Annotated in this window: 23 protein-coding genes; all 23 read left to right on the top strand. The window is 46.8% G+C overall.

Going from position 1 to position 25,558, the window contains the following annotated elements; genetic code table 11:
- The first annotated feature begins 8 nt into the window (after positions 1-8).
- The gene (locus REC12_RS21290; protein WP_308897814.1) at positions 9-704 is read left to right on the top strand and encodes a hypothetical protein; all 696 of its coding nucleotides are present in this window, start codon (positions 9-11) and stop codon (positions 702-704) included.
- Between the two features lie 86 nt (positions 705-790).
- Positions 791-1,156: a YlbF/YmcA family competence regulator gene (locus REC12_RS21285; RefSeq protein ID WP_308897813.1), complete on the top strand. Its 366-nt coding sequence runs from the start codon at positions 791-793 to the stop codon at positions 1,154-1,156.
- 50 nt (positions 1,157-1,206) lie between these two features.
- Positions 1,207-2,370, top strand: coding sequence for an N-acetyl-alpha-D-glucosaminyl L-malate synthase BshA (bshA, locus tag REC12_RS21280; RefSeq protein WP_308897812.1), 1,164 nt, complete (start codon positions 1,207-1,209; stop codon positions 2,368-2,370).
- Positions 2,371-2,388: 18 nt separating this feature from the next.
- The gene (locus tag REC12_RS21275; RefSeq protein WP_445223115.1) at positions 2,389-3,306 is read left to right on the top strand and encodes an AAA family ATPase; all 918 of its coding nucleotides are present in this window, start codon (positions 2,389-2,391) and stop codon (positions 3,304-3,306) included.
- The gene (locus REC12_RS21270) at positions 3,290-4,636 is read left to right on the top strand and encodes a vWA domain-containing protein (protein ID WP_308897811.1); all 1,347 of its coding nucleotides are present in this window, start codon (positions 3,290-3,292) and stop codon (positions 4,634-4,636) included. The genes REC12_RS21275 and REC12_RS21270 overlap by 17 nt, the downstream gene beginning before the upstream one ends.
- A 345-nt stretch (positions 4,637-4,981) precedes the next feature.
- A complete protein-coding gene (fdxA, locus tag REC12_RS21265; protein ID WP_308897809.1) occupies positions 4,982-5,152 on the top strand; it encodes a 4Fe-4S ferredoxin in 171 nt (56 codons plus the stop codon).
- A 238-nt stretch (positions 5,153-5,390) separates the two neighbouring features.
- Positions 5,391-5,819 (top strand): Fur family transcriptional regulator, encoded by a 429-nt coding sequence (locus REC12_RS21260; protein WP_308897808.1) that lies wholly within the window; start codon positions 5,391-5,393, stop codon positions 5,817-5,819.
- 157 nt (positions 5,820-5,976) lie between these two features.
- Complete coding sequence (locus REC12_RS21255; protein WP_308897807.1) at positions 5,977-8,106, top strand: glycoside hydrolase family 2 protein; 2,130 nt, start codon at positions 5,977-5,979, stop codon at positions 8,104-8,106.
- Between the two features lie 89 nt (positions 8,107-8,195).
- Positions 8,196-9,266 carry a methionine synthase gene (locus tag REC12_RS21250; RefSeq protein ID WP_308897806.1) on the top strand — a complete coding sequence of 357 codons (1,071 nt, stop codon included), beginning with the start codon at positions 8,196-8,198 and terminating at the stop codon, positions 9,264-9,266.
- Between the two features lie 86 nt (positions 9,267-9,352).
- Positions 9,353-9,553 (top strand): DUF1858 domain-containing protein, encoded by a 201-nt coding sequence (locus REC12_RS21245; protein ID WP_308897805.1) that lies wholly within the window; start codon positions 9,353-9,355, stop codon positions 9,551-9,553.
- A gap of 502 nt (positions 9,554-10,055) precedes the next feature.
- Positions 10,056-11,546, top strand: coding sequence for an aryl-sulfate sulfotransferase (locus REC12_RS21240; protein ID WP_308897804.1), 1,491 nt, complete (start codon positions 10,056-10,058; stop codon positions 11,544-11,546).
- Between the two features lie 169 nt (positions 11,547-11,715).
- A complete protein-coding gene (locus REC12_RS21235; RefSeq protein WP_308897803.1) occupies positions 11,716-12,516 on the top strand; it encodes a sulfite exporter TauE/SafE family protein in 801 nt (266 codons plus the stop codon).
- Between the two features lie 991 nt (positions 12,517-13,507).
- Positions 13,508-14,227, top strand: coding sequence for a Crp/Fnr family transcriptional regulator (locus REC12_RS21230; protein WP_308897801.1), 720 nt, complete (start codon positions 13,508-13,510; stop codon positions 14,225-14,227).
- A 215-nt stretch (positions 14,228-14,442) separates the two neighbouring features.
- A complete protein-coding gene (locus REC12_RS21225) occupies positions 14,443-15,279 on the top strand; it encodes a thioredoxin domain-containing protein (RefSeq protein ID WP_308897800.1) in 837 nt (278 codons plus the stop codon).
- A 62-nt stretch (positions 15,280-15,341) separates the two neighbouring features.
- The gene (gcvH, locus tag REC12_RS21220) at positions 15,342-15,755 is read left to right on the top strand and encodes a glycine cleavage system protein GcvH (protein WP_308897799.1); all 414 of its coding nucleotides are present in this window, start codon (positions 15,342-15,344) and stop codon (positions 15,753-15,755) included.
- Positions 15,756-16,084: 329 nt separating this feature from the next.
- Positions 16,085-16,600: a LysM peptidoglycan-binding domain-containing protein gene (locus tag REC12_RS21215; protein WP_308897798.1), complete on the top strand. Its 516-nt coding sequence runs from the start codon at positions 16,085-16,087 to the stop codon at positions 16,598-16,600.
- A 218-nt stretch (positions 16,601-16,818) separates the two neighbouring features.
- Positions 16,819-18,201, top strand: coding sequence for a dihydrolipoyl dehydrogenase (gene lpdA, locus REC12_RS21210; RefSeq protein ID WP_308897797.1), 1,383 nt, complete (start codon positions 16,819-16,821; stop codon positions 18,199-18,201).
- Between the two features lie 323 nt (positions 18,202-18,524).
- Positions 18,525-18,956: a division/cell wall cluster transcriptional repressor MraZ gene (mraZ, locus tag REC12_RS21205; RefSeq protein ID WP_308897796.1), complete on the top strand. Its 432-nt coding sequence runs from the start codon at positions 18,525-18,527 to the stop codon at positions 18,954-18,956.
- Positions 18,957-18,972: 16 nt separating this feature from the next.
- Positions 18,973-19,905 (top strand): 16S rRNA (cytosine(1402)-N(4))-methyltransferase RsmH, encoded by a 933-nt coding sequence (gene rsmH / locus REC12_RS21200; protein WP_308897794.1) that lies wholly within the window; start codon positions 18,973-18,975, stop codon positions 19,903-19,905.
- Between the two features lie 30 nt (positions 19,906-19,935).
- Positions 19,936-20,445 (top strand): septum formation initiator, encoded by a 510-nt coding sequence (locus tag REC12_RS21195; RefSeq protein WP_308897793.1) that lies wholly within the window; start codon positions 19,936-19,938, stop codon positions 20,443-20,445.
- Between the two features lie 59 nt (positions 20,446-20,504).
- Positions 20,505-22,562 (top strand): penicillin-binding transpeptidase domain-containing protein, encoded by a 2,058-nt coding sequence (locus REC12_RS21190; protein ID WP_308897792.1) that lies wholly within the window; start codon positions 20,505-20,507, stop codon positions 22,560-22,562.
- A gap of 93 nt (positions 22,563-22,655) precedes the next feature.
- The gene (locus tag REC12_RS21185; protein ID WP_374214238.1) at positions 22,656-24,131 is read left to right on the top strand and encodes a UDP-N-acetylmuramoyl-L-alanyl-D-glutamate--2,6-diaminopimelate ligase; all 1,476 of its coding nucleotides are present in this window, start codon (positions 22,656-22,658) and stop codon (positions 24,129-24,131) included.
- Positions 24,124-25,557 carry a UDP-N-acetylmuramoyl-tripeptide--D-alanyl-D-alanine ligase gene (locus REC12_RS21180; protein ID WP_308897790.1) on the top strand — a complete coding sequence of 478 codons (1,434 nt, stop codon included), beginning with the start codon at positions 24,124-24,126 and terminating at the stop codon, positions 25,555-25,557. Before REC12_RS21185 ends, REC12_RS21180 begins: the two co-directional genes overlap by 8 nt.
- Position 25,558 lies beyond the last annotated feature (1 nt).

The following is a 25,558-nucleotide window of genomic DNA, read 5'->3' as shown; positions in this document are numbered from 1 at the left end:
ATGTGCCAATGCCTTGGATGGAAATTGAAATTGACCCGCAAACAGACTGGAATGAAGACTGCCTTGAAGATTGGGCTTTAGCCTTAGGAGCTTTCTTAATCGAAAAAGGCATAACGTTGAAACCGGAAATTCATAGGCTGCCAGGATATAATGTTGTTCAATTGGGTGAAGAAGGAAGCGGAGCCTTAACTTTGCGCGGCGCTGAACGACTTGTTGTCTTGGATGGCTTAGAGTTAAAAGGCAGCCCTGATTATGATTTTGCCCGCTTTGTGGTTCGTTTTGCCGGACAAATGGGGGCGGTCGGAGTTTGTGCTCCCATCGGCAGTTCTGTTGAACAAAGTTTCTGGAAGAAGATGGGCGGGGTTATTCAGCCTGATCCCATTCCACTTGCAGGGGATATTCGGCGGGAAAAGATAGGCATCCAAAAGCTCGGAAGGTTCAGTTTGCTTGTGACTTATGAAAATGAACCGGTCCTATGTTTGGAACCTATTGCCAGCAACTGTCACGCGCCGGGTATTATCAGTCTGGCGCAACGCCGGCTGGAAAAAATGTACGGCGGAAATCCTTTGGGGTTTGCCAGTTGGAAAGCGGTACATTGTCCGTGGGCGATCAGCCAGGATCAATGGGAGGTTTTTTTAGCTTATAGCCGGTTGCAAGCTTTCGACGTCCTGGAGGAACTGGTTTTGAACAGTACGAGCACTTGAGATTAGGAGCAATTGTCTCAGAGGGGAAAATTTTATATAATATGGACAATTATTAGATAAGATACGGAGCTGGGAGGGGTTTAGAAATGGCAGCACATGATTTAGCTCATGAATTGGCTCGTTCGCTTAAAGAATCAAACGAATTTAAACAGTTTCACAAATCAAAGGAAAAAGTTATGAGTGATGCCAATAATCACAAGATGGTTCGTGAGTTTCAATTAAAACAATGGGAGATCCGCGAAGCGCAAATGTTAGAGAATGAAGTCAGCGAGGAGAAACAGCAAGAGCTGGAGCGCTTATACAGTTTATTAAGCATTAACCCTGCCGCAAGGGAATACTTAGAAGCGGAGTTTGAAGTGTCACGCATGGTTAATGATATACAGCAGATCATCGGTGAGGCGATTCAAGAAGCTATGCCGATTGGGTTCGAGGATATAACTCCTGAAGGATAGCCTTTCTTTGGGCTTTTTCGATTATGTTGGATAAAAGAGGGTGCCGGTCTATGAAAATTGGAATGGTTTGTTATCCGAGTTATGGAGGAAGCGGGGTTGTGGCGACAGAACTAGGGTATGCCTTGGGTGAGCGGGGACATGAAGTCCATTTCATCTCTTCGTCTCGCCCTTTTCGCTTGCACCGCTATCATGAACAGCTTTTTTTTCATGAGGTAGCCGATGTAAGCTATCCCTTGTTTAAAACAGCGCCCTATACCTTGCTGCTAGCCAATAAGATCGTGGAAGTGGCCAATTATGTGGGGTTGGATCTCATCCATGCCCATTATGCTATTCCCCACAGTATCAGTGCCTATCTGGCCATTCAGATGATGACGAAGCCGCTGCCACTGGTGACAACGCTCCATGGAACCGATGTCACCTTAGTAGGGGCTTTTGAAGAATTTTATCAGCTGACTCGCCTGGCTTTAAGGGTAAGTGATCGAATTACATCTGTCTCCCGGGCTCTTGCGCTTGAAACGGAAGAAACTTTTGGGAGAGCGGATCAAGGGATCGACGTGATCCCCAATTTCATTGACCCTAAGGTGTATTTTCCTTTAGAAGGCTTGCCCGGGCGCTGCCGGAAGTATTTTGCCCCCCAAGGAGAAAAAATTCTGGCTCACATTTCCAACTTTCGGGAAGTGAAACGAGTCGTTGATGTGGTTAATATTTTTGCCCGGGTCGAGAAGACAATTCCCTGTCGGCTTCTTCTCGTCGGAGACGGACCGGAAATGAGCAGGGTCGAGCGGGAAGTGCTGAAACTTGGGCTGGAAGGGAAGGTTCAGTTCTTAGGAAAACAAGAGAGTGTCGTAGAAATTTTGCAGATGGTGGACGTGTTTCTTCTCCCGTCGGGGCAAGAAAGCTTTGGCTTAGTAGCTCTTGAAGCGATGGCTTGCGGTGTGCCTGTAGTTGCCAGCCGGGTCGGGGGATTGCCGGAAGTCGTTCAACACGGCAAGACAGGTTATTTGGCAGATGTTGGGGACGTGCAGGGAATGAGTGAAGCAGTTTTGCGATTGCTTAGCGATAAATTTCTCTATAAAGCGTTTTCCGAACAAGCCGTTCATTGGGCAAGAGAAACATTTCCCGTAGAACGGGCGGTTTTAGGCTATGAGAAAGTGTATCAAGAGGTATGCCTGAGGTCGAATGCCAGAAGCCGAAGACCGGAAGCAGGAAAATAAAGAAAGAGGGGGATTTAGATGAACAGGATGACCCTTGATCAGTTTGAAGATGTTTTGGAAGACGTAGGCTATATTACCGAACAAGATGATCGGATCGCCTTGACGGCATTTCTGGCAACCGAATTGGGCAAACCACTTTTGGTATCAGGACCCGCGGGGGTCGGCAAGACGGAAATCGCTAAGGTTCTCAGTCAGGTTTTCCAAGCGCCTTTGATCCGGTTGCAGTGCTATGAAGGTTTGGACGAGACGAAGGCGCTCTATGAGTGGAATTATCAGCGTCAACTTCTGAAAATTCAGTTAAGCCGGGAACAATTGCGGGAAGAAGATCTTTTTTCTAAAGATTACCTTCTCCCTCGTCCCTTGCTGCAGGCTCTCCTGAGTCAAGAGCAAGCGGTTTTGCTGATTGATGAGATTGACAAAACGGACTCGGAGTTTGAAGCCTTCTTGTTTGAACTTCTGGGAGAGTTTCAAGTGACGATCCCGGAAATGGGAACGGTCGGGGCGCAAAAACGGCCTATGGTTGTTTTAACCTCCAATGGAGAGAGGGAGCTGTCCGACGGGTTGAAACGGCGCTGTATATTCCTTAATGTAGAACCCCCGTCGGTCAATAAAGAAGTTCGCATTCTAAGGAAGAAAGTACCGGATTTGCCGGAACGATTAGCCCTGGAAGTGGCTCGCGCCGTGCATGTTCTGAGGGAAAAGCTCTCCTTGAACAAAATGCCTTCCGTTTCGGAGACGATGGACTGGGCCAAAGCCTTGCTTGTCATGGGGAAAACAGGTCTGGACCCTGCGTGGGTGGAAGCGACCTTGACTTTGTTGTTGAAGAGCCAGGAGGATGTTGAATTGTTTTATCGCGAGATGGGAGCGGAGCGTCTTCTCTTCGAAGCGAATAAGGCGGACAAAGGGGAAAGACAGGCCCATGGACACCATGCATGAGAGAGTGAGTGAATTAGACCGTCACTTGGTGGAATTTGCCCAGCTCTTGAGATCTGTCGGCTTAAAAATCAGTCCTTCGGAAATTTATGATGCTGCAAACGGCTTAGCCTTAATCGGTATGACGGAGAAGAGCAAGGTCGAGGCGGCGCTCCAGGCAACGCTTGTCAAAGATATCCGGCATATTCCGGCCTTTAAAGAAGCATTCCGCGCTTACTTCAGCAACCCGGAACAAAAAGAGGCCTGGCAAAAAGAAAGCGCTGAAAAAGCCAGTCAATGGCATGAACAAATGGAGAACGCCAGGCAGGACTTGCGTTTTCAGGGGCATGAATTGGAGATTTCTGAAGAGCAGAGGGCTGTTTACGCCAGCCTCACTGAAAAGGACAAACAGCGCCTGCGGGATTTTTTGGAGAAATCGTCCAACGGCACAAGGAGCGGCATTCCTGTGGATCACACCTATCAGCCGATGGTTGAACGGGTTCTGCGGGGGTCCTTGGAATATTGGCGTAAGAAATTAAATGAAGATGACCCAATTCTTTCCCCCGGTTCCACAGATGGTGTGTTTTCGGAAGTGGAACGCGCCCTGCGCGAACAGGAAGCCGAGGTTTTAAGCCGGGATTTGAAAAAAATATCCCCGGAGGAATGGCCGGAAGTCATACGCTTAATACGTCGTCTCAGTCAGCGCCTTGCCAGTCAGGTTACCCGGCGTTATCGGGCGGATCGCCGGCGCGGAGGCCTGGAAATGCGCACGACCCTGCGCAGGAATCTGCGTTATGGCGGGGTCCTTCTGGAACGGAGTTATCGCAGCCGGCGCAGAGGAAGACCCAAAATTGTTTTGCTTTGTGATATTTCCGGTTCGATGCTTAAGTATAGCGAGTTTATCTGGCAATTTGTCTATGGACTTTCCAAGGTCGTAAATGGGATTAAGGCCTTTGCTTTTGGCGAAGCGCTGATACCCCTGACCGGAAAATTGAAAAAAGGGCAAACATTCCAGGAAATGGTTAAGGAAACCTTGAGTATCTCGGGAAAAGAGTGGGGAGGAGGGACAAATCTGGCGCAGGCCTTAGAGAGTCTAAACCAAACATTTCCCGATACCTTATCCAAACAAACACTGTTAATTATTGTCAGCGATGCCCAGACTTTAGAGGGAGAAAAAGCCGCCGCTTTATTAGAGCAAATTCAGCGCCACGTTCGGGAAGTTCTTTGGCTGAACACGCTTCCCAGGCAGCGTTGGCAAGAGACACCCTATATAAAAGCGTTTCTTCCCTATTGCCAGATGTACGAATGCTTTACACTCAGCCATTTGACCAGTATTCTGAATAAACAATTCTAGCACGGCGTGTTTATTCTCAGAACAAAAAGAGCATACTATATATAGGCTATTTGTTCTGAATTACACAAAGTGAGGGAAGAAAAATGTTAGAAAAATGCAGAGCGTGCGGTTTTGAACATGAGGATTTGGCACATGTTCTTTTTCGCAGAAATCATGTGAGTAATCGGGTTTTACCTTATTGTTCACATTGTCTGCGCCGCTTATATCAAGTGCCCTATAGACCTGAACGTGATCTGTAATTAACACAAATTATAGATTATGCCCGGAATAATCATCTTTATGCTTGCCTTTTTTCTTGAGCTTTGGTATATTGACTTTGAAGTTGGAAAAAAGGGGATGTTATTCATGGCATACGTTATCAGTTCTGACTGCATTAGTTGTGGTGCTTGCGAGGGAGAATGCACGGTTTCCGCAATAAGCGAAGGCGACGACAGGTACGTTATTAATGCGGATCTTTGCATCGATTGCGGCTCCTGCGCCAGTGTTTGTCCGGTTGAAGCACCGAATCCAGCTTAATTAACTTGACAGAATCCCAAGCTAAGGAAACTTGGCGGGTGCCCGAAGAACTGTCTTCGCACCTTTGGTGCAGGCAGCCGTTTAGTGCCCTTATGCCACAGAAAGTATTTTAAGGAAGTTATACTTTCTGACAATATAAAAAGGGGGAGTTTTGAACTCCTCTTTTTTATTGACAAATTTCTAATCTTGATTTAAAATTAATTAAAAATTATTTTAAATCACGAAAGGAGATCTTGTCTTGGATGCGATTGAAATTCTCAAGCAATTAAAGGATAAAGGTGTCCGCTTCACTCCTCAGAGACAGGCAATTTTAGAGTTTCTTCTCGGGACGGAATCCCATCCTACTGCAGATGAGATTTATCACCATGTTAAAGCAAAATTTCCTGGAGTGAGCTTAGGGACTATTTACAATACGCTGAACATGCTTAAGGTGCATGGGCATATTTTGGAATTATCCTATGGAGATATGTCCAGCCGATTTGACGGCAACCCTCAGAATCATTATCACATTGTCTGTTCTAAATGTGGTAAAGTGACAGATTTTCACCGCCCTTTAATCGATGTTGATCAAGAAGCTGAAGAAAAATCGGGTTTTTCAATTATTGGACACCGCTTGGAGTTCTATGGAATTTGCCCTGAGTGCAATGGTGAGAAGAGGTTGAATTGATTAGCTAATACCGTATGTTGAGAAATAAAACAAAACCCTTGGGGCAAGCGGTGAAGAGTTTAGCGCTTGCCCCAGGGGTTTTATTTTTTAAAGGGCAAGGGTTTTTAAAGTTTTGCACGAATTACTAATCGAATAAACTGCGAGGACAGGAAAGGCTATGTTTAATCGTCGTATCATACTATTTTTAGGGTTATTTGTCTTATTAATCAGCGGAGTATGGTGGTATTGGAATAATCCGGCCGGTGTTTCTCTGCAAGCGGGGCGGGCTGAACTTAGTTCCAGCCGCTATACGCAAACTTTAAGTGGAAATTGGGATCGATTTTCAACCTTGCGCCAGGCCTGGACTACAGAGTCCGAACACGCGCAGGGGAAAACCAGTCAATTTATATTGACGGGGGGACAGCCTTTAACAATACCTTCCAGTGAAGCATTTTCCGTAGGGGCAAAACGTTTTCGAGTCCCCGGAGAATGGAGTTCCAGGACGATGTTGCTGACATTTAACGGTGTTCAGGGGCACGTGGTTGTCTACTTAAATGGGACGGCAAGTCCTGCGAAAATCGGCGAATTTGAAGGCAGCGGCGGGGCGGATACTATTGAAATTCCCGCTAAAGCCTTTCGTTACGGGGAAGATAACATTTTAATTGTCGGACTTTCTTCGAGTCAAGAGCAGCGGACAATGGTTTTAGGTTCGGATTGGCCGGAACTGGGGCGAATTACAGGAGAAATCAGTCTGGAGGCCGTCGTTGAGACGACACTGACCGCACCGCAGTCGAGTGTCTCCTGGAATGCCGCAACTGCCCAAGTTGTTGTTAAGACGAGCCTGTGGCATCATGGCTTTACGCCGGAAGGAGGTCCCTGGACTGTTTATGGAGTGCTCTCGGACGGGTCGGCAGGTGTCGCCGAACAGACGGTTGTGGTGCAGCCTCAGGAGAATGTCGATCATCAACCGGTCAGCTTAACCTTTAGCATACCTGACGCCCGGCGCTGGACTTTGCAGGACCCCTTCCTGTACCAGATTCATATCACTGTGACAAACAGCAACGGTGATATTGATGATTTAGCCTTTCCACTTGGTTTACAGACAATGGCTTTTTCTTCCGGAAAGTGGGTTTTGAATGGTCAGGTCCTTTCTATCAAAGGAGAGGCCTTAACTCCTGAGGAAGAATATAAAGTCCGGCACGCGGGTCAGTTGGAATCCTGGCTTAACGGTGAACGGAGCAAGGGGATAAATCTTATATATTTTATAGGCCAGATCCCCGATGATTTATGGCTGCAAACGGCAGACCGGGTAGGTATAGGAGTCTGGGCGGAGTTGCCGGTGGAAGCTGTTCCTTCTAGTCGGCTTCCTCAAGCAGGGGCCATGCAAAAAATTTCCTCGGCAAAGCTGATTCATCCGTCACTTTGGGCCTGGACGGTGGGAAAAGGCTTAGACTCAGACTCTGCGGCTCAAGTCTATTTCCGCCGGGCGGCAACAGAGGTTCAGCCTGATCTGGCCTTTGCTTTTAAAACTAAGCCGGTTTCTATTACGGGGCTGCCGGAAGAACAGTCCTTGATGATTCAAGAGAACAAGATCCAGGGATCTTGGGGGCAAGTGCAGGTGGCAGTATCGCCGGCTTCACCGGCCTCTTGGCCAAGGGAACCTCTGGTTTCGGGTTTATGGGCCATACTCATGCTTTTTCTGACTTGGATGAATATTCGCTCCGTTACCTGGCGTTATAAAGAGATAGGGGTTTCCAAACCAAAGCGGCGCTTGCGCAAAGCCTGGCTGTGGAATGGATTGCTTGTTTTAGCCCGGCAAGGTTTAATCGGCGGGTTGATAACTTCAGCTTTGTATCGTATTCCTGTAGATTTTAGTCCCTGGTTCATACATTTATGCCCCGGGATCGAGTTGCTGCAGGCCCAGTCGCCCTGGCTGATTTGGGGAACCTTAAGTATGTTAGGGATACTGCTGCGGTTGCTGCAGATTGGGGTAGCCGCTCCTCATTTGCCTGATGCTCCTCATGTTATGGGAGTTATGTATTGGCTGGAACGGCGCTACTACTTTTCACTGTTGGTCGCTCTTAGCTGGGCCGCCTTACCTTGGGGGATACCAATCTATATACCGCTTCTCGCCTATCTCTTACTGAGCTGCCTGCTGTTTCCGATTCGAATTCACGATATTCACCGGATCGGCGGAAGTTACCTGCCGTTCCTATGGGTACCTGGAATTATTGTGGGTATTTTTCTGATTTGGGGAGCGTTTCACTGGGCTGACGGCATCTATTTATGGCATATCTTGAGACCTTAGGCAATTGGGGGAGAAATTGCCTTTGGCTTGATTTTTGCTATTATATACTATTAGTTGGGACTGTTACTAAACTGGAAAGAGGTTGGGGAATGCTTAACATTGATTTTAAACCGAATTTCTTGGCTACGGGAGTTGGCAGTGTGCCACATACTAAGGGGGCTGAGGCTCTGGATTTAATCTGGGCGTGTGCTCCTCAGGCACCCCATTGGCCTCAGCTGCCCGGCCGCGGGGCCGAAAGTTCCTTTGTAGCTCAATATCTCAACGCTTTATTTGCTACGGGAGTTATTGAAGATGTAAAAACACCAAAGTTTCAAATTGAAGCGGATGACTGGATGGAGCGGATGACAGCCTTCTATGCCTTGTATTTAGATGCTCTGGAAGATGAAAGCCAGGCTCTCGATAAATTTGGTTTTAGCCCGGAAGGCGGAGAAGGATTTGAATTGTTTTGCCAGGATCTGGAGAAAAATGGCTTGCGCAGTGCTCTGCTTTTAAAAGGCCAGCTCAGCGGTCCACTGACTTTAGGGATGCAAATAACGGATAAAAACAGAAAATCCAGTTATTATGACGAAACCTTAAGGGATATGCTCGTTAAAAATTTAGCCCTGCATGCCGAATGGCAGACCAAACGCCTGAAATCTTTCGGGCTGCCCGTCTTGATGACCATTGACGATCCCGGTCTTTACGCTTGTGGAGCTTCGACTCATGTAACGTTAGACAGAACTCAACTCATTAATGAGCTGAATTCTATTGCCGAGGGGATTCTTCGCCGACAGGGAATTCCCGGAGTTCATGTTTGTGCAGGGATGGATTGGACCTTGCTTTTCGATTCTAAAATTCAAGTTGTTAATTTTGACGCTTATGAGTATATGCCGAGCATGACGGTCTTGGCCAAGCAGGTCGGTGAGTTTCTTGACCGGGGCGGGGTTCTCTCTTGGGGAATTGTTCCCACCAGCAATAAAGCCTGGGAGGAAAATGCCGAAAGTCTCAGGCACCGTTTGGAGGAAAACATCTCAGAATTTGTTAAGCGGGGGATCAATGAGTCTCAACTACGCCGGCAAAGCATGATTACGGCCAGTTGTGGAACTGGAGCCTTAAGTAAAGAATTGGCGGAACATATTTATAAATTACTGTCAGAGCTGGGCTCTGCTTATAAAGCTTAAGTCAATCGGCAGCAGTTATTCAGCTTAAATTACTGCTTTAAGCGGCTACAGTTTGTTAGAAAGATTTTCTAAAGGAGGTAGACAGAATGTTGACCAAAGAGATGACAGTCGGTCAGGTGCTAAGATCATATCCTCAAACGATTCAGGTATTTTTGGAGTTAGGTATGCACTGTTTGGGCTGCCCCTCGTCCATGACTGAAAGCATAGAAGGTGCCGCCTTAACTCATGGACGGAATGTTGACGATTTAGTCGCTCAACTTAACCAAGCGATTGCGGTTAAAGCATAGCAGAGGAAGAAAGGGGCGGCTCCCTTTGATTTACAGTTCATTCTGAAGATAAAAAGAGCTTTACGTTTGGCGTAGAGCTCCTTTTGTCTACGGCCAGAAGTTTATGTTCAATCAAGGGTAAGAGAGGACGGAAAAATTCCGTTCTCTCTTACCCTTGATTTTTTTCTTGCCGCGGTTTGGCTAGAATGCTCGAAAAATGATGAAAGCAACGTTTGAGGAGGTGTGATTTGTCGAAGGAGTTTTGAAATGTAACAAATACTACAAATTATCTGAGGGGATATACGGTATAGTCAAGTCATTAAAGATCTTAATACGATCATAAAAAACTTGGCTGTACTTATACGTTTGCGAAAACTTTGTACAGTGTCGCTGCAGGGCGGAATAGATAGCCGTCCCGGCTTACCAGGGGTTAATAAAAAAGTAGAGGAGGCGATGCCCCACCCTGTGAAAAGAGGAACAAGAACAAGGTTTGAGTGCTAATAAATATAAGGAGGATTTTACAATGGGATTGCCAACCGTACATCCAACAGGTACTACAATTTATAACCCGGAAAAGGCCAGCAATGGTTACACGATTCTCCAGGCGCATCAACAGGGTGCTCTGCTGATTGACATGAATGGTAGAGAAGTTAAGCTCTGGAAAGGGCTGCACGGCTTCCCGAACAAAATGCTTCCGGGCGGTTATGTCCTTGGACATCGCGGAACCCGGGATAGCAAGTTTGGATATCAGGATTATGTTGACCTGGTCCAGGTGGACTGGAACGGCAATGTAGTTTGGGAATTCAATAAATATGAGTATATAGAAGATCCGGGCAATAAACCGCAATGGATGGCCAGGACGCACCACGACTATCAGAGGGAAGGGAACCCGGTGGGATATTATGTACCGGGCATGACTCCTAAAGTGGATAGCGGAAATACTTTGATGCTGTGTCATAAGAATCTCGTCAACCACAAGATCTCGGATAAAAATTTGCTTGATGATGCCATTATTGAAGTGGACTGGGAAGGAAATATCGTCTGGGAATGGATCTTAAGCGAGCATTTTAATGAATTAGGCTTTTCGGAAGCTGAGAAAAATGTTCTCTTCCGAGACCCGAATACCCACGAGACCGGTGGTGAAAGCATAGGAGACTGGATGCATCTTAACGCCATGTCCGCCTTAGGGCCTAATAAATGGTACGACCAAGGGGATGAGCGTTTCCATCCGGACAACATTATCTGGAGTGCCCGCGAAACCAATATAATGGCCATCATCAGCAAAGAAACGGGCAAAATTGTCTGGAAGCTTGGTCCGGATTATACCTCCAGCAAGCAATTAAAACGTCTGGGGATTATTATCGGACAGCATCACGTTCACATGATCCCGCAAGGCCTTCCCGGGGAAGGGAATATTCTTATCTTTGACAATGGCGGTTGGGCCGGTTACGGACTGCCCGGCATGACCAGCCCTTATGGGGTTAAAGCCTATCGCCGGGATCATTCGCGGGTCTTGGAAATCGATCCGGTTACCTTAAAAATCGTCTGGCAATATACCCCGAGCGAAGCCGGTCATTTACAACCCTTCCATTCTCATTATTTCTACAGCCCTTTCATCAGCAGTGCTCAAAGAATGCCGAACGGGAACACCGTGATTACGGAAGGGTCCGGAGGAAGAATCTTTGAGGTAACCCAAGAGCACGAGTTGGTCTGGGAATATATCTCCCCCTATTGGGACAAGAAACACACGCTGAACATGGTTTATCGCGCCTATCGTCTGCCCTATGACTGGGTGCCGCAACTGGAGAAACCGCAAGAGGTTGCGATTGAAGGGGTCGATAATACCCAATTCAGAATGCCCGGGGCAGCGGCAATGGGCTGTGACGATGTGGTCGAAGTGGCAGGAACTTTGGGCTATAGCGAGGGCGGCGGCTTCTGCGTTGCGGCTGAAGGAGAGGCCCCGGCGGAAAAAGATGACGACGATGACGGATATGTTGGCATAGTCCGCCTTTAATGTAAATAGTATTGGCGAGTTTCACTAAGGGGAGGCTTATCCCTCCCTTCTAAATCCAAATTTTTGAGATTGGAATGGACATCCAAACAAGCTTAATACCGGAAAATGATTGGCTTAACTGATTATATTCCCTGCTTTGCTAAATAATAAAATTTGGAGGTAAATAAATATGTATTGGTTGCAATATTGGTATGCGTTTCCAGTGGCCGTTGTTACTGCCACTCTGGCTATGTCCAGTGGTATCGGGGGAGGATTACTCTTTGCGCCTTTCTTTATGTTCGTATTGCACCTTACTCCCGAGCAATCAATGGGTACGTCGCTTCTTACCGAAGTATTCGGCATGGGAACGGCTTTTATCAATTATTACCGCATGCGGCTAATCAATTTTAAAGTCGGAGGTTTGCTGATACTGGGGTCGGTGCCTGGCGCTTTGATTGGAGCAATACTTATCAATTTGCATTTAATTGATGCGCTGGTTATAAAACTGTTATTTGGTGCGGTTATCACTATACTTGCCTTCGCCATAATATTGCGAAAGAGCAGCGAAGAGAACCAAGGCTCCATCCAGGAACAAACTGCCGGATTAGTTTTGGGGAAATTGTCCACCGGAAAAAAAGTGAGGATGGTTTTGTTAAGCTTTTTAGCCGGGTTAGGTGTGGGGACTTTAGCCCTCGGAAGCGGAGAAATCAACACACCCCAATTAGTCAACACCGGATTTACTCCCAAAGTGGCAATACCCACGTCTGTGTTTGTCATGGTCGTTACTGTAATAACCGCCACCAGCGTCTATGTTCTTAAGGGTCAGCCCGTACTGGGATTGGCATTGTATACTTGCAGCGGTGTAGTTGTAGGTGCTAAGCTGGCAACTCTATTAATTCACAAGTTCCGGGATAAAGTGCTTAGATGGTGGCTTTTCGGCATATTTTTATTGGTCGGAATCTCAATTTTTGTAAAGATTTTTCAATCCTAACCATTAGCATCAATTGTGCATTCGGGCTTCTTCTCTAATATATTAGCTGCTATTGTGATTGTTCTTGTTGTTTTGAGGCCGGGTCAAACTGCTTGGTGGGCGGTATTGGCATTTAGTGTGAGAAATTCGTCTGCTCTAATTTTAAGGTTAGACGTTAATATGACCGGCCATAAATACTCGGACTTATAATCTCAAATAAGTTGCGCTCTCCTCTAATTGCGGAATGCGCTAAAGACATTCTAGGAGGCAATGATTTGTCAACAGAAGTTTTTAAAATGTAGTTAATACTACAAATTACCTGAACAATATTAAGGTATAGTCAAATTATTAAAGATCATAATCGTAATTATAAAAAATCGACTATGCTTCAGGCATTGGCGAAGGTTTGTCAAGTGTATAGCTTCTGAGTGGAATTGCTTGCCTCCCTGGATTATCAGAGTTAAGAAAAAAGTGGGTGAATTATATCCTTCTCTGTGAAAAGAAAGACAAGAACAAGAGTGTAAAAATCCGGATGATACCTTAAAGGAATATGCACGTAAAGATGCTTTCTCGCCAAGTCAGCAGCCCAATGAATTTTGCTGGAATTCTGAAACTTCATTGAAGAGTAGCCGAAAGAATATCTGATAGCTTTTGCAGGGAAACTGCCCAATCCAGTTCGTTAACCTCATCACACAATACCGAAAATACCTCCAATGTGTGTTCAGCGGTGTTTTGTCGATGCTGCTGCCAAGCAAGAAAATATACCTTGCCTAAACGATGGTTGTATGGCTAATCAAGATGTCGGAGGAACGATTATGAAACTTCCCTTTAATACCAAGTCTTTAATTCAATTTGCTATGTAAAAATTGAATATTAAGGAAGATTTCTGGAGATTGATAAAGGGGCATTTTAAATGTTCCTCTTCCCTTTGATTCAATTGATGTTCAGTGGATTTCATGCTTATAGTATTGACAATGAAATCCTTTTTACTTTTCTGTGATGGGGTGAGAATTTGGAAAATAGGCGAGATGAGTTGGTAGAATATATTACCCAATCTATAGTAATTGGAGTAGAAACTTTTCGCAGTGTGGGAATCCCGTCCGATATTTGGGAAAACTATCTGACGTTAGGGAAACGTGTCTTTAGGAAAAAGGGGGAATACCTTCTTCGCTCAGGAGAAACCTTACACGGTTTATATTTTATTGATAAAGGTAAACTTAAGACCAGTATCATCAGCAAAGATGGGACGATAAAGACAATAAGCATTAATACTGAAAAAACCATTGCCCTTTCTCAATTCTCTTTTCACCAACAGCCGGGAATTGTCGAATGCATAACCATGGAGGATTGTGAACTCTATTTCTTCGCCAAAGAAATTGTTTTGCAGCTAATGAAGGAAGATTTTGAAGTTTCCTTATGCATAGCGAAGAATCTGGCAATTATGTACAGAATCTTAGCTACCCAGATTCAAGATACGATCTGCCATATTCAGCAAAGTTTAGCCAGAATTTTATATAGTATCTATTGTTATGAGCAGAGACAGGGAAAACTAAAAGAAAAAAATACGATTACCATAACCCATGAGGAGTTAGCAAATTTTCTCGGCGCTCACCGAGTCACCGTAACCAAGACCCTGAATCAATTAAAGCATTTAAAAATTATAAACTATAAATATGAGAAAATAGTCATCTTAGACGAAGAGAAACTTAAAGCATTGGCTTTTGCTGTGTGAATTTTGGTGGGAATTAGTTTAACAGGCTCTTGTGATTCTTTTAGCCTCAAGATAGGGGAGATTACAGAGTAGCTGAATAACTAATTTTTTTTTGTAATGTAAATATGGTTACAAACTCAGCCGGATAAATCAGGTAAAATTATAGTTGCACTAAATTTAAATTAATAAATATGAGGAAACTGGCAAAAAGTCAAAGAATTTACGGAGGGATAACATTGAGTGTAATAATCTATAAAGTTACGGGTTGCACGCGCTGCAAAATTGTTGAGCGTTATATGGATGAACATCAGATCGAGTATGTGGAAAAGGATGTAAAAGCTGAAGGCAAAGACGAGTTTCAAGCGTTTTATAAAGCAAAGCGCAATGCAATTTTCCGAGGGCCAGACGGTATTGAATTCCCGATTATTGTTGACGGCGACATTATTCGTCAAACCATTGGCGCGGCCATAGCTTATCTGCACGCGGGAGAAAAGCTGGATGGATTCTTTAGTGTGGGTACCTTGCATAAAGAGTGGGTGGACGGGATTCATTTGTCCGAAGGGAATATGGCTTATAAGGATGAGTTTATCCAAGTATTGCGATATATTAAGAGTAATGCCATGAAACTGCAAATTGACACGGATGGCCGCAACAGTGGCCTTCTGCAACAAGTTATTGAGGAGGGCCTCGCTGACGTTTTGCTTATGAATGTTCTCGCGCCGCTTGAATTATACCCTCAAATATTGGGAGACGCCGTGGACGGTAAGGACATTCTTAACAGTTTAAGTTTGCTCGGCCAGTTCCCGGCTGCTAAATTCCAAACAACTATCCGACCGCTTAAACGTGAGGATGGAAGCTTATCCTATCTGACTCCGAGTGAAGTGGCCGCGACAGCAAAGCTTATGCAAGATGGAACAGGAAGCAATAAATGCAATTATATGCTTAAGCCTGTGTCCCAGGAAAGCAAAGTTTTGGCCAGGCAGGGAATCGAGCCGCTTCCCTCAAACCAGCTCTTGAGTTATCGCTCCAAAGCAAGAGATTATCAGGTTTATACCGAGCTTGAAAAGTTATAATTCGCTAATCAGGGGATTAAGTTTTATTTGTACGGTCAGGGCAGAAAGGAAGAAAAAAGTATATGACTGACAAGATGGGATTGGAAGAGCTTACTTTACTTGAGGAAATCAGCTATGATCAGGAGCATATCTGGGTTCGCGTCAAGGGAGAAGAAGCAATTATAGGGATCAGCGACTTTGCCCAGGATCAATTGGGAGAGGTTGTTTTTATTGAACTGCCGAGTGTCGGTGAGACTTTTAAAAAAGGGGATGTCTTTGGACAAGCTGAATCTCTGAAATCACTCTCCGCGCTTTATATGCCGGTTAGTGGTGAGGTCACGGCTGTTAATGAGAATCTGACGGATGCTCCGGATACAGTGAATAAGGACCCCTATCAAGAAGGTTGGATGCTTGTAATTAAACCGGCTGACTTAAGCGAATTGGAAAATCTCTTCTCAAAAGAGGAGTATGTAAGCTTCCTTAAAGAATCTGAATAAGCATGGCAATTGAAGCGCTATGTGGTTTGGTGAGTTCTTTCTCTTCGTTATATTGGGCCCTTCCTAGTGGTTTTACTAGTGATTATTGATGCTGGGGAAGGGTCCTTTTTGAATTATTGTCCCTTTTTTTCTGAGATGTTTAAAATTGTGGTACAAACTCTTAGTTAAATTGCATTTTTGAGTATTTGGAGGAATCCTTTTATAAAAAATCATCATAAAAGTTTTGGTACATACACAATATACCTCAACATCCATATATTGTTATTAATCAAAGACAATATTATTAAAAACCCTGTGATGATTTGATTCGTTAAAAGGAGGAGACTAATATGGAATTACGTTCCGTTGCTTATAATCCAACTTTCGGACCTGGTATGAGTGGCATGCAGGCGATGCCTGGGATGATGACCGATGCTCAAGGTATGCAAGGTGGCATGCAAGGCATGCAGGGTATGCAGGGTATGCAGGGTATGCAAGGTATGCAGGGCATGCAGGGCATGCAGGGCATGCAAGGTATGCAGGCGATGCCTGGAATGATGGGAATGTCCGAATCGGAAGGAATGCTTTCAGGAATGTGCAATATGCCGGACCCCTGCGCCCCAATGCCTTGCCCGCAACCAATGCCTTGTCCGCAGCCTTATGAAGCAATGCAACAGTGCAGTCCGACGCCAGAACCGACTCCAACACATGAAGTTTATGTAGTTAAAAAAGGAGATACGGTTTATAAGATCGCCAAACGCTTTGGGACCACGATGCAAGCCATCATTCTTGGTAACGACTTGCGCAATCCGGATCTGATTTATCCCGGACAAATTTTATTCATCCCGGGAGCATCCTCTTATTAAGCTCAAATAACCTTTTTATCTAAAAACTCAATTATCCCGTATACCCCAAACCCATGGAACCAAGGGTTTGGGGTATACATATCAGAGATTCGGCGAACAGTATAGTGAGCAATCTTAGGGGGGCGGCTTGTCAAGAGCAGGTCTTCTTACCTAAAAAGCAGGAAAATGTAATTAAGAGTCGAAAGAATAAAAAAAGAGTGTGGAAGGAGCGTAATCTAGTGTCTTATCAAGTTGGTATTCTTGGCGGCGGGCCGGGTGGATATGTCAGTGCTTTAAGAGCCGCCCAATTAGGGTTATCTGTTGTTCTGATTGAGGGAGAACGTTTAGGGGGTACTTGTTTAAACCAGGGGTGTATTCCCACAAAAGCTCTCGTGAAAAGTGCGGACCTCTGGCGTGAAATAGAGAACGCCCAAGAGTTTGGCCTGTTTGTAGGTGAAAAGCGCCTGGATTATACTGCTGTCTTGGCCCGTAAGAATCAAGTAGTTAATACCCTCGTCGGTGGAGTAGAAAAGTTGATGAAGGCTGCCAATATTCGTGTACTTAAGGGCTGGGGTGAATTTAAGGAACCGGGAAAAATTGAAGTTACAACAGATTCCGGGATTGAAACGGTTGAAGTTGATAATATTGTCATAGCTACAGGATCGGTGCCGATACGCATTCCTATTTCCGGAGCCGGCCTGCCGGGTGTTTGCACAAGTGATGAATTGCTGCAAGAAGAGAAATTGCCCAATCGTCTTGTCGTCATCGGCGGAGGAGTAATAGGTTTGGAATTTGCTTCTGTTTTCCAATCCTTCGGAGTTAAAGTTACGGTTGTGGAGATGCTTCCGACTCTCTTACCGACGGTTGACGAGGAAATTCCTAAACGCTTAAGTCCTTTGCTCAAGCGCAGCGGCATGGACATTTTAACGAAAACGGCAGTTAAAGAAATACGGGAAGAGGGCGGAAACCTCGTTGTTTTGGTTGAGGATGCAAAGGGGATCAAAGAGATTCCCGCCGACCGTGTTCTCCTATCAACAGGGCGCAAACCAAATTTAAAAGGGATTGACGCCGCGAAGCTTGGTTTAGAATTAGAAAGAGGCGCTCTAAAGGTTAATGCGCAAATGCAAACGAATCTTCCTCATGTTTATGCCATAGGAGATGTTGTCGGAGGAATCATGTTGGCGCACGTAGCTTCCGCGGAAGGAATTACAGCAGTGGAACATATTGCGGGGCACTCTGTCGCTATGAGCTACAAAGCTATTCCCAGCGCTATTTTCACCCACCCGGAAATTGCTGCGGTCGGATATTCGGAGCAGGAACTTAAGGCTTCCGGTGCAGTCTATCGCGTCAGTAAATTTCCCTTTTCCGCCAATGGCAAGGCTTTAGCCCTAGGCGAAAGCGTCGGAATGGTTAAAATTTTAGCGGATGAGCAAGGGATTGTTGTTGGGGCGAGCATTATGGGACCTCAGGCCAGCACTCTGATTGCGGAGCTGACCGTGGCTGTCGAAAAAGGGCTTCGGGCAGAGGATTTGGCACGGACAGTACATGCCCACCCAACGCTCCCGGAGACTATTATGGAAGCTGCTCATGGCATAGACGGAAAACCGCTTCACACGGTCTAAGATCTTTGGCCGGCGCCCGAAGACACTGTCTTCGCATGAATCAACCCTCTTGCAGTCTCCGGCGCAGGCGGCTGCCCAGTTGCCCTTATGCAGAAGGAAAGTATTAACGGAGTTATGCTTTCTGACTGTATAAAGAAATAAATTGCTTGGTATGTAAAGGGACGGTTCTCGATAAATAAGAGAATCGTCCCTTTGTTTGGTCCCTGCTTGCTAGGACTCTTTTCCTTTTTTTGAGTTTTTTTAGAAATCTTGTGTTGAGTTGCAGGAAAATCTTTTTGAATGGAGAATAGTGGGATGAAGTGGGGTAAAGTGGGGCGAACAAGATGTTTATGGGGGAGTACATCCATACAATTGATGGAAAAGGCCGGTTAATCATTCCGGTAAAGTTCCGCGATGCCTTAGGGGAACAGTTTATAGTGACCAAAGGTTTAGATCATTGTTTGTTTGTCTATCCCATTACCGAGTGGAATATCTTGGAGCAAAAACTTCGCGCTTTACCATTCACGCAACCTGATGTTCGCGCTTTTGTACGTTTCTTTTTTTCAGGAGCAACGGAATGTGAATTGGACAAGCAGGGTAGAATTCTATTGCCGGCAAATTTGCGGGACTATGCGCAATTGGAAAAGGATTTAGTTCTGGTAGGGGTGTCAAGCAGAGTGGAGATTTGGAGTCAGGCACTTTGGGCAGACTACAGCCGGCAAGCGGAAAACGCTTATGCCAGTGCTGCCGAATCCCTAGTACAGCTAGGTATATAGAAAGGAACGGGTAATTTTGGATTTTCATCATGTTACGGTTTTGCTGAAAGAGACGGTTGACGGGGTGGTCACCGATCCTTCCGGTACTTATGTGGATTGCACCTTAGGTGGGGCCGGGCATAGTCGGAGGGTTTTAGGAAAACTTGACTCAAAGGGAAAACTGATTTGTTTCGATCAAGATGAGCACGCGATTCGTCATGCCCGGGAAATATTTGGTGAAGACGAACGTGTTATATTAGTTCAGAGAAATTTTGAAAGCCTGGAAAGGACCCTTGCGGAAAAGAATCTTCTGCCGGTTAAAGGGATATTGTTCGATTTGGGAGTTTCCTCGCCGCAGCTGGACGAAGCTGAAAGAGGTTTCAGTTACATGCAGGATGCACCTCTCGATATGCGGATGGATTCAGGAAATCCCAGGACTGCCCGAGACCTTGTCAACACCTGGCGGGAAGAAGAATTGGCCGAGGTTATCCGGAACTATGGGGAAGAAAAATGGGCGAAACGAATTGCACAGTTTATTGTTCGGAAACGGCAAGAGCGGCCGCTGGAAACAACGGGGGATTTAGTGGAGGCAATTAAGGCGGCCGTCCCTGCGGCAGCCCGCCGCGATGGGCCTCATCCTGCCAAACGAACCTTTCAGGCTTTGCGGATAGCCGTTAATGATGAGCTGGGAGTTTTGGACCGCGTCCTGGATCAGGCCCTGCGCTGCCTTGACGGAGGGGGCCGAATTGCTGTCATTACCTTTCATTCCCTGGAAGACCGGATTGTTAAAGAAAGAATGAAATCCTGGCTGGGACGCTGTACATGTCCCCCGGAACTGCCAATCTGCCGGTGCAATGCCAAAGCAGTCGCTAAATTGTTAACCCGAAAACCTATTCTGCCTACTGAAGAAGAAGTAGAACAAAATCCGCGTGCTCGAAGTGCAAAATTGCGGATTGCTGAGAAAATATAACGGTCTAAAGCAAAAGGAGGAGGAATACCCTTGGTAGTGGCGCAGGAAAAAATGATATATCAGGAGCCAACTGACCTTAGGTCTGACGAGAGAAACCAACGAAGCGTAGTAAAGCGGAAACGACATTCTTATGGGAAGAGTATCGTGCTCTTAGCGTTCATTGTTGGATTGACCGGCACCATCGGAGTGGAAGCGATCCAGCTTACTGTCGTTAAGGGCGCGCAGGTTCGGGCTCTGGAGAAAGAAATTTCTACACTTAAAGAACAGAAAGATCTTCTTCAATTAGAGGCCGATAAACTGCGTGCGGTGGGTCGGATCGAGAGTGTTGCTCTGTCTATGGGGATGGAAAAGCCTACGGGAACAGTTTACATGGCAGGTACAATTCCTGCGGCCAAGAATCAAACGGAGTCTGCGGTAAAAAATCAAACGGGAACTCTGCCGCCCCAAGCTCCCACGCAAACAGCCGAGGCCGAATCCAATACAGCGTTGCACCAATTTTCCAAGCTATTTACAAGTTTCTTCGCTTCTACACAGCGATAGATAAAAGAGAAGGGCGCTTTGGGTACGCAGAGACCCCAGAAAGGCAGGGGTGAGGACGTGTGAGTCCTTTAGTTGTCATGCGTAAACGAATCGCTTTTCTTTTTTTGTGTGTCAGTGCTTTTTTGGTCGTTCTGATCATTCGTTTAGGATTTGTGCAGTTGAGTCAAGGAGCTGATTTGCGCCAGAAAGCAGATGACTCCCATTTCCGGGGGGTTCCGGTGGCCCCTAAACGGGGGAATATTGAGGATCGTCAGGGAAATGTTCTCGCCATGAGTGTCAGCAGCGAGACGGTTTATGCTATCCCCGCCGAAGTAAGACAATCAGGCAGGGTGAAGGAGATAGCCCTGACCTTATCCAAGATCCTGGGCAAAACCGAAGCGGAGATAGAGGCCCGAATTACGAAACGCTCAGCTTTGGAATATATTCAAAAGCAGATTAAACCGGAAGTCGCTGCCCAAATCAGAGCGTTAGGGTTTCCTGGCATAGGGACCACGGAGGACAGTCAACGGTATTATCCCTCAGGAACCTTAGCCTGCCATATTATCGGATTTGCCGGCATTGACAATCAGGGGCTGGAAGGGATAGAGTTAACCAGGGATTCGGAGCTGAAGGGGACTCCCGGGAGTATACTTCAGGAGTTCGGGGCTAACGGAATTCCCTTGCCTGAAGCTGAGCATCAGTACCTGGCCCCTAAGCAAGGAAATACTGTGCGCTTAACCATCGATAAAAACATTCAGGCTTTTGCCGAGAGAGAACTGCAAAAGCTGATGACGGGCCAGGGTGTCAACATGAACGGGCAAGTGCCTAAAACTGCTTCGATTCTGGTGATGGACCCGAATACGGGGGAGATGTTGGCCTTAGCTTCTGTTCCGTCCTTTGATCCCAATCACTATCAAGATGCGGACCCCAGTGCCCGGAGAAATATTGCTGTTCAAAACGGTTATGAGCCAGGGTCTACCTTTAAAGTCATCACTTTAGCCGCTGCCCTGGAAGAAAAGAAAATCAAACCAACGGAACATTTCTTTGACAAAGGTTCTTATACGGTTTTGGGAAAAAATGTACGTTGCTGGAAATCAGGGGGACATGGAGACCAGACTTTTGTGCAAGTGGCTGAGAATTCCTGCAACCCGGGTTTTATTGAAATGGGCCAGCGTCTGGGAATGGACACGTTTTATAAATACTTGCGCCAATTTGGCTTCGGTCAGAAGACAGGAATTGAAATGTCCGGAGAGGCTGTGGGCATTTTAGCAAATAAGAAAAAGGCGACAGCGTTGGATTTAGCGACTATGTCTATCGGACAGACAAATAACGTGACGCCGATTCAACTCTTAACAGCTGTTTCCGCGGTTGCTAATGGCGGAACGTTAATGAAACCACAATTGGTGAAAGAAATTGTCGGACCAAGCGGCCGGGTGATTACCCCCTTTAAAAAAGAGGAAGTTCGCCGCGTTATTAGTGAAGATACTTCTAAACTTGAACGTGAAATCCTGGAATCGGTTGTAACGAATGGAACGGGTCGCAGGGCATTTCTTCCCGGTTACCGGGTAGCCGGAAAGACAGGGACTGCTCAGAAGGTGGTTAATGGAGCTTACGTCCAAGGGGAATATATCGCTTCGTTTGTGGGCTTTGCTCCGGCAGATAATCCGCGCCTGGCTATCCTGGCCGTGGTTGACGGGATTCCCTTTTTTGGCGGAGCGGTTGCCGCACCGATCGTTCAGAGTGTTATGCTCGATTCTTTAAAATATCTCGGCGTAAAACCGGATACTCAAGCACCTCTGACGCCTGGAAAACCTATGCCTGGTTTGGAGTTCCCGGCGGTAAAAAAATCGGCTACGGTTCCTTCTGTCTTGGGATTGTCTTTAGCCGAGGCGGAAAAGGCTTTGAATCAGGCCGGCTTTAAGGCTCTGACAGAAGGTCGGGGCGAAGTGGTCCTTGATCAAATTCCCCATGGGGACGCTCAGGTTGAGGCGGGATCGAATGTGCTCCTTTATTTAGGGAAAGATGCCTCTGCCCCAACTCTCGCCCATTGGTGGGAGGATGAGGACGAGGATGTTGAAGCGATCAATGATCTGGCAGGTCGTGTCCCAATTTCGGTCAGTCCTTTAGGTCGACAATGAGCAGGTCTACGGCTTGCAGGAATTGTCTATAATAATTTTAAGTGCTTAAAACCAAACATTTGATTTTGAAATCATCATGAAAGGATGATTAGCATGGTTGCGGTGATGAAATCACTGTCTGAAATAATTAATAAGCTGGAGATGCAAGGCTCATCGGGAGACCCTCAAGTTTTAATCAAAGGAATAGCCATGGATTCCCGGCGCGTTCAGCCGGGGGATCTTTATGCCTGTGTGCCGGGTTTCAAGGTTGATGGGCATGATTATGCAGCGGCGGCCGTCGCTTCAGGAGCGGCGGCACTAGTAGTGGAACGTTTTTTGCCTTTGCCTGTTCCGCAGGTGAAGGTTGCCAGTGTGCGCCAGGCACTGGGGCCCATAGCAGCCGTGTTTTACGGTCATCCCAGTCAGCAATTGGAACTGGTTGGTGTGACTGGGACGAACGGGAAGACGACGATAACCTATTTGATCGAGGCGATTGCCAAGAAAGAGAAGAAAAAGGTCGGTATTATAGGTACTTTAGGTTCCCGCATAGATGGACGGGAAATCCCCGGTGAGCGAACAACACCGGAGGCTACGGAGATCCAGCAGCTCCTGGGGGAAATGGTCTCCGCGGGAGTAAGTGTCGCGGTGATGGAAGTGTCCTCCCACGCTTTAGACCTGGGAAGAGTGGCAGGCTGTGAATTTGATGTGGGAATTTTTACGAACTTAACACAAGATCACTTGGATTATCATAAAACAATGGAGGAGTACCTTAACGCTAAATCCCGCCTCTTTGCCGAATTGCAAGGGAAAAAGCAGCCGAAACTCAGCATCTTGAATAGTGATGATCCGGCATTTTCCAAACTGTCTCAGGTATCCGCCGCTCCTGTTGTGAGCTATGGGATACACAATTCCGCAGATTACCGGGCTGAAAGCGTGGAAGTTACTGCTGAAGGGGTGCGCTTCCAAATACGTTTCCGGGGAGGACTTCAGGATATTCGTTATGCTACGCCAGGTTTTTTCAGCGTTTATAATGCTCTGGCCGCCTTTGCCTGGGGTGTGGAACGAGGGTTCGCCCCGCAGGCTGTGGCGGAGGCCTTGGCGGAAATTCCCGGTGTTCCGGGGCGTTTTGAAAGTGTCCGCTGCGGACAGCCGTTTCAAGTGATTGTGGACTACGCCCATACGCCGGACGGTTTAGAAAATGTTGCCCGTACAGCCCGGGACTTTACCCAAGGCAGGTTAATAACGATCTTTGGCTGCGGTGGAGACCGGGATCGCGGGAAACGTCCTTTGATGGGGGAGGCGGCCTCACGCTGGAGTGATTTTCTTATTGTGACCTCAGACAATCCTCGCACAGAAGATCCGGATCTGATTATTAAAGAGGTGCTTACAGGAGTTTCAGGAGTCGACTATGTCGCTTTACGGGACAGAAAGGAAGCTATATGGACAGCTTGCCGTATGGCCAAACCGGGGGATACCCTTTTAATTGCCGGCAAAGGGCATGAAACATATCAGATTTTTGGGACTGAGGTTCATCCCTTTGACGACCGGGAAGTGGCCCGCGAGGCTTTAGGAGGGTTGGGATATGCCTGAATGGACGGCTGAGACCGTAGCTCGGATCACAGAAGGAACCTTATATGGTTCTCAAGAACTTGAAGTGCGCGGGTGCGTCCTGGATAGTCGCCAGGCCCGGAGCGGAGAGATGTTCTTTGCTTTGCCCGGCGAACGAGTGGACGGACATGATTTTATGGCGGCTGCCTGGAAAAATGGGGCGGCTTTAGTGGTCGGGGAAAAGGGGTATTTTCAGAAGCGAGTCCAAAAGCCGTACGTTCCCGAGGGAAAAGCGCTGCTTCTGGTTGATTCCGCCCTGGAGGCGCTGCAAAAGCTGGCAGGGGTTTGGCGCCTGGAACTTGGCGCTAAAGTAGTGGGCGTGACCGGAAGCAACGGCAAGACGACGACAAAAGATATGATTGCGGCGGTTTTATCCCAGCACTTTAGTGTCTATCGCAACAAGGAGAATCATAACAATGAATTAGGGCTTCCTTTGACGATTCTCAATGCTCCCCCGGGGACGGAGATCCTGGTTTTGGAGATGGGGATGCGCGGTTTAGGTGAGATTAAGGCTTTATGTGAGATCGGAAAACCGGATATCGGAGTGATCACCAATATTGGCACAGCCCATTTGGAATTGCTTCTGACGCAAGAGCGGATTGCCCAGGCGAAGTGGGAGCTCGTCGAGGCTTTGCCGGCAGGGGGAGTTGCTATTTTAAACGCTGAAGATGAGAACTCCGTGCAAAAATCGCGAGGCGATGCGCACCGGGTGCTATTCTTTGGGGTGGACGAAGGACTGCGCCATCCGGATATTCAAGGTTCCCGTCTTACCCCTAAAGGGGCTTTGGGGACTGAGTTTAAGGTGAGCTTCCGCGATCAAAAAACGGATGCTTATCTGCCGCTGCCCGGCAGGCACAACGTCTTGGATGCTCTGGCGGCCCTTGCCGTGGGAACAGTGTTGGACATTTCTTTGGCTGATGGGTGTGCAGGTCTTAAGGAGCTGGAACTATCCAAAATGCGTCTGGAACTGCGTTCAGGGATATATGAAACCACGCTGCTTAATGATGTCTACAATGCCAATCCCGTCTCTATGCAGGCGTCTCTCAGGACTCTTAAAGAACGGGCCAATGGAAATAAAACGTTGGCAATTTTAGGCGAAATGTACGAATTAGGCACGTCGGCAGTAGCGGGACATCGCGAGGTAGGGCAAACCCTTGCCAGGCTTGGGATCAGCGCCTTGATTACCGTCGGCGCTTTAGCTAAAGATATTGCCGACGGGGCACGTTTGGCCGGATATTCGGAGAATCAGATTTATATAACAGAGACTCGTGACGAAGCGGCCAGGATAGCCCGGGACTTTTTGGCGGCAGAAGGGACCGGGGCATGGGTTTTAATTAAAGGGTCGCGGGGAATGAAAATGGAAGAGGTCACCGTACAATTAGAAAGATCAGAGAAAAGGATGGAATAGC

This window comes from Candidatus Desulfosporosinus nitrosoreducens, assembly GCF_030954495.1.
GTDB classification, from domain to species: Bacteria; Bacillota; Desulfitobacteriia; order Desulfitobacteriales; family Desulfitobacteriaceae; genus Desulfosporosinus; species Desulfosporosinus nitrosoreducens.
The sequence above is the reverse complement of the archived record's forward strand: the minus strand, read 5'-3'. Positions and strand labels throughout refer to the sequence as shown.

What these genes read in the sequence shown, in the direction of transcription:
- REC12_RS21290 (WP_308897814.1), top strand. Translation starts at nt 9, where the DNA reads ATGCCTTGGATGGAAATTGAAATTGACCCGCAAACAGACTGGAATGAA.
- REC12_RS21285 (WP_308897813.1), top strand. Translation starts at nt 791, where the DNA reads ATGGCAGCACATGATTTAGCTCATGAATTGGCTCGTTCGCTTAAAGAA.
- bshA (WP_308897812.1), top strand. Translation starts at nt 1,207, where the DNA reads ATGAAAATTGGAATGGTTTGTTATCCGAGTTATGGAGGAAGCGGGGTT.
- REC12_RS21275 (WP_445223115.1), top strand. Translation starts at nt 2,389, where the DNA reads ATGAACAGGATGACCCTTGATCAGTTTGAAGATGTTTTGGAAGACGTA.
- REC12_RS21270 (WP_308897811.1), top strand. Translation starts at nt 3,290, where the DNA reads ATGGACACCATGCATGAGAGAGTGAGTGAATTAGACCGTCACTTGGTG.
- fdxA (WP_308897809.1), top strand. Translation starts at nt 4,982, where the DNA reads ATGGCATACGTTATCAGTTCTGACTGCATTAGTTGTGGTGCTTGCGAG.
- REC12_RS21255 (WP_308897807.1), top strand. Translation starts at nt 5,977, where the DNA reads ATGTTTAATCGTCGTATCATACTATTTTTAGGGTTATTTGTCTTATTA.
- REC12_RS21250 (WP_308897806.1), top strand. Translation starts at nt 8,196, where the DNA reads ATGCTTAACATTGATTTTAAACCGAATTTCTTGGCTACGGGAGTTGGC.
- REC12_RS21245 (WP_308897805.1), top strand. Translation starts at nt 9,353, where the DNA reads ATGTTGACCAAAGAGATGACAGTCGGTCAGGTGCTAAGATCATATCCT.
- REC12_RS21240 (WP_308897804.1), top strand. Translation starts at nt 10,056, where the DNA reads ATGGGATTGCCAACCGTACATCCAACAGGTACTACAATTTATAACCCG.
- REC12_RS21235 (WP_308897803.1), top strand. Translation starts at nt 11,716, where the DNA reads ATGTATTGGTTGCAATATTGGTATGCGTTTCCAGTGGCCGTTGTTACT.
- gcvH (WP_308897799.1), top strand. Translation starts at nt 15,342, where the DNA reads ATGACTGACAAGATGGGATTGGAAGAGCTTACTTTACTTGAGGAAATC.
- REC12_RS21215 (WP_308897798.1), top strand. Translation starts at nt 16,085, where the DNA reads ATGGAATTACGTTCCGTTGCTTATAATCCAACTTTCGGACCTGGTATG.
- mraZ (WP_308897796.1), top strand. Translation starts at nt 18,525, where the DNA reads ATGTTTATGGGGGAGTACATCCATACAATTGATGGAAAAGGCCGGTTA.
- REC12_RS21185 (WP_374214238.1), top strand. Translation starts at nt 22,656, where the DNA reads ATGGTTGCGGTGATGAAATCACTGTCTGAAATAATTAATAAGCTGGAG.
- REC12_RS21180 (WP_308897790.1), top strand. Translation starts at nt 24,124, where the DNA reads ATGCCTGAATGGACGGCTGAGACCGTAGCTCGGATCACAGAAGGAACC.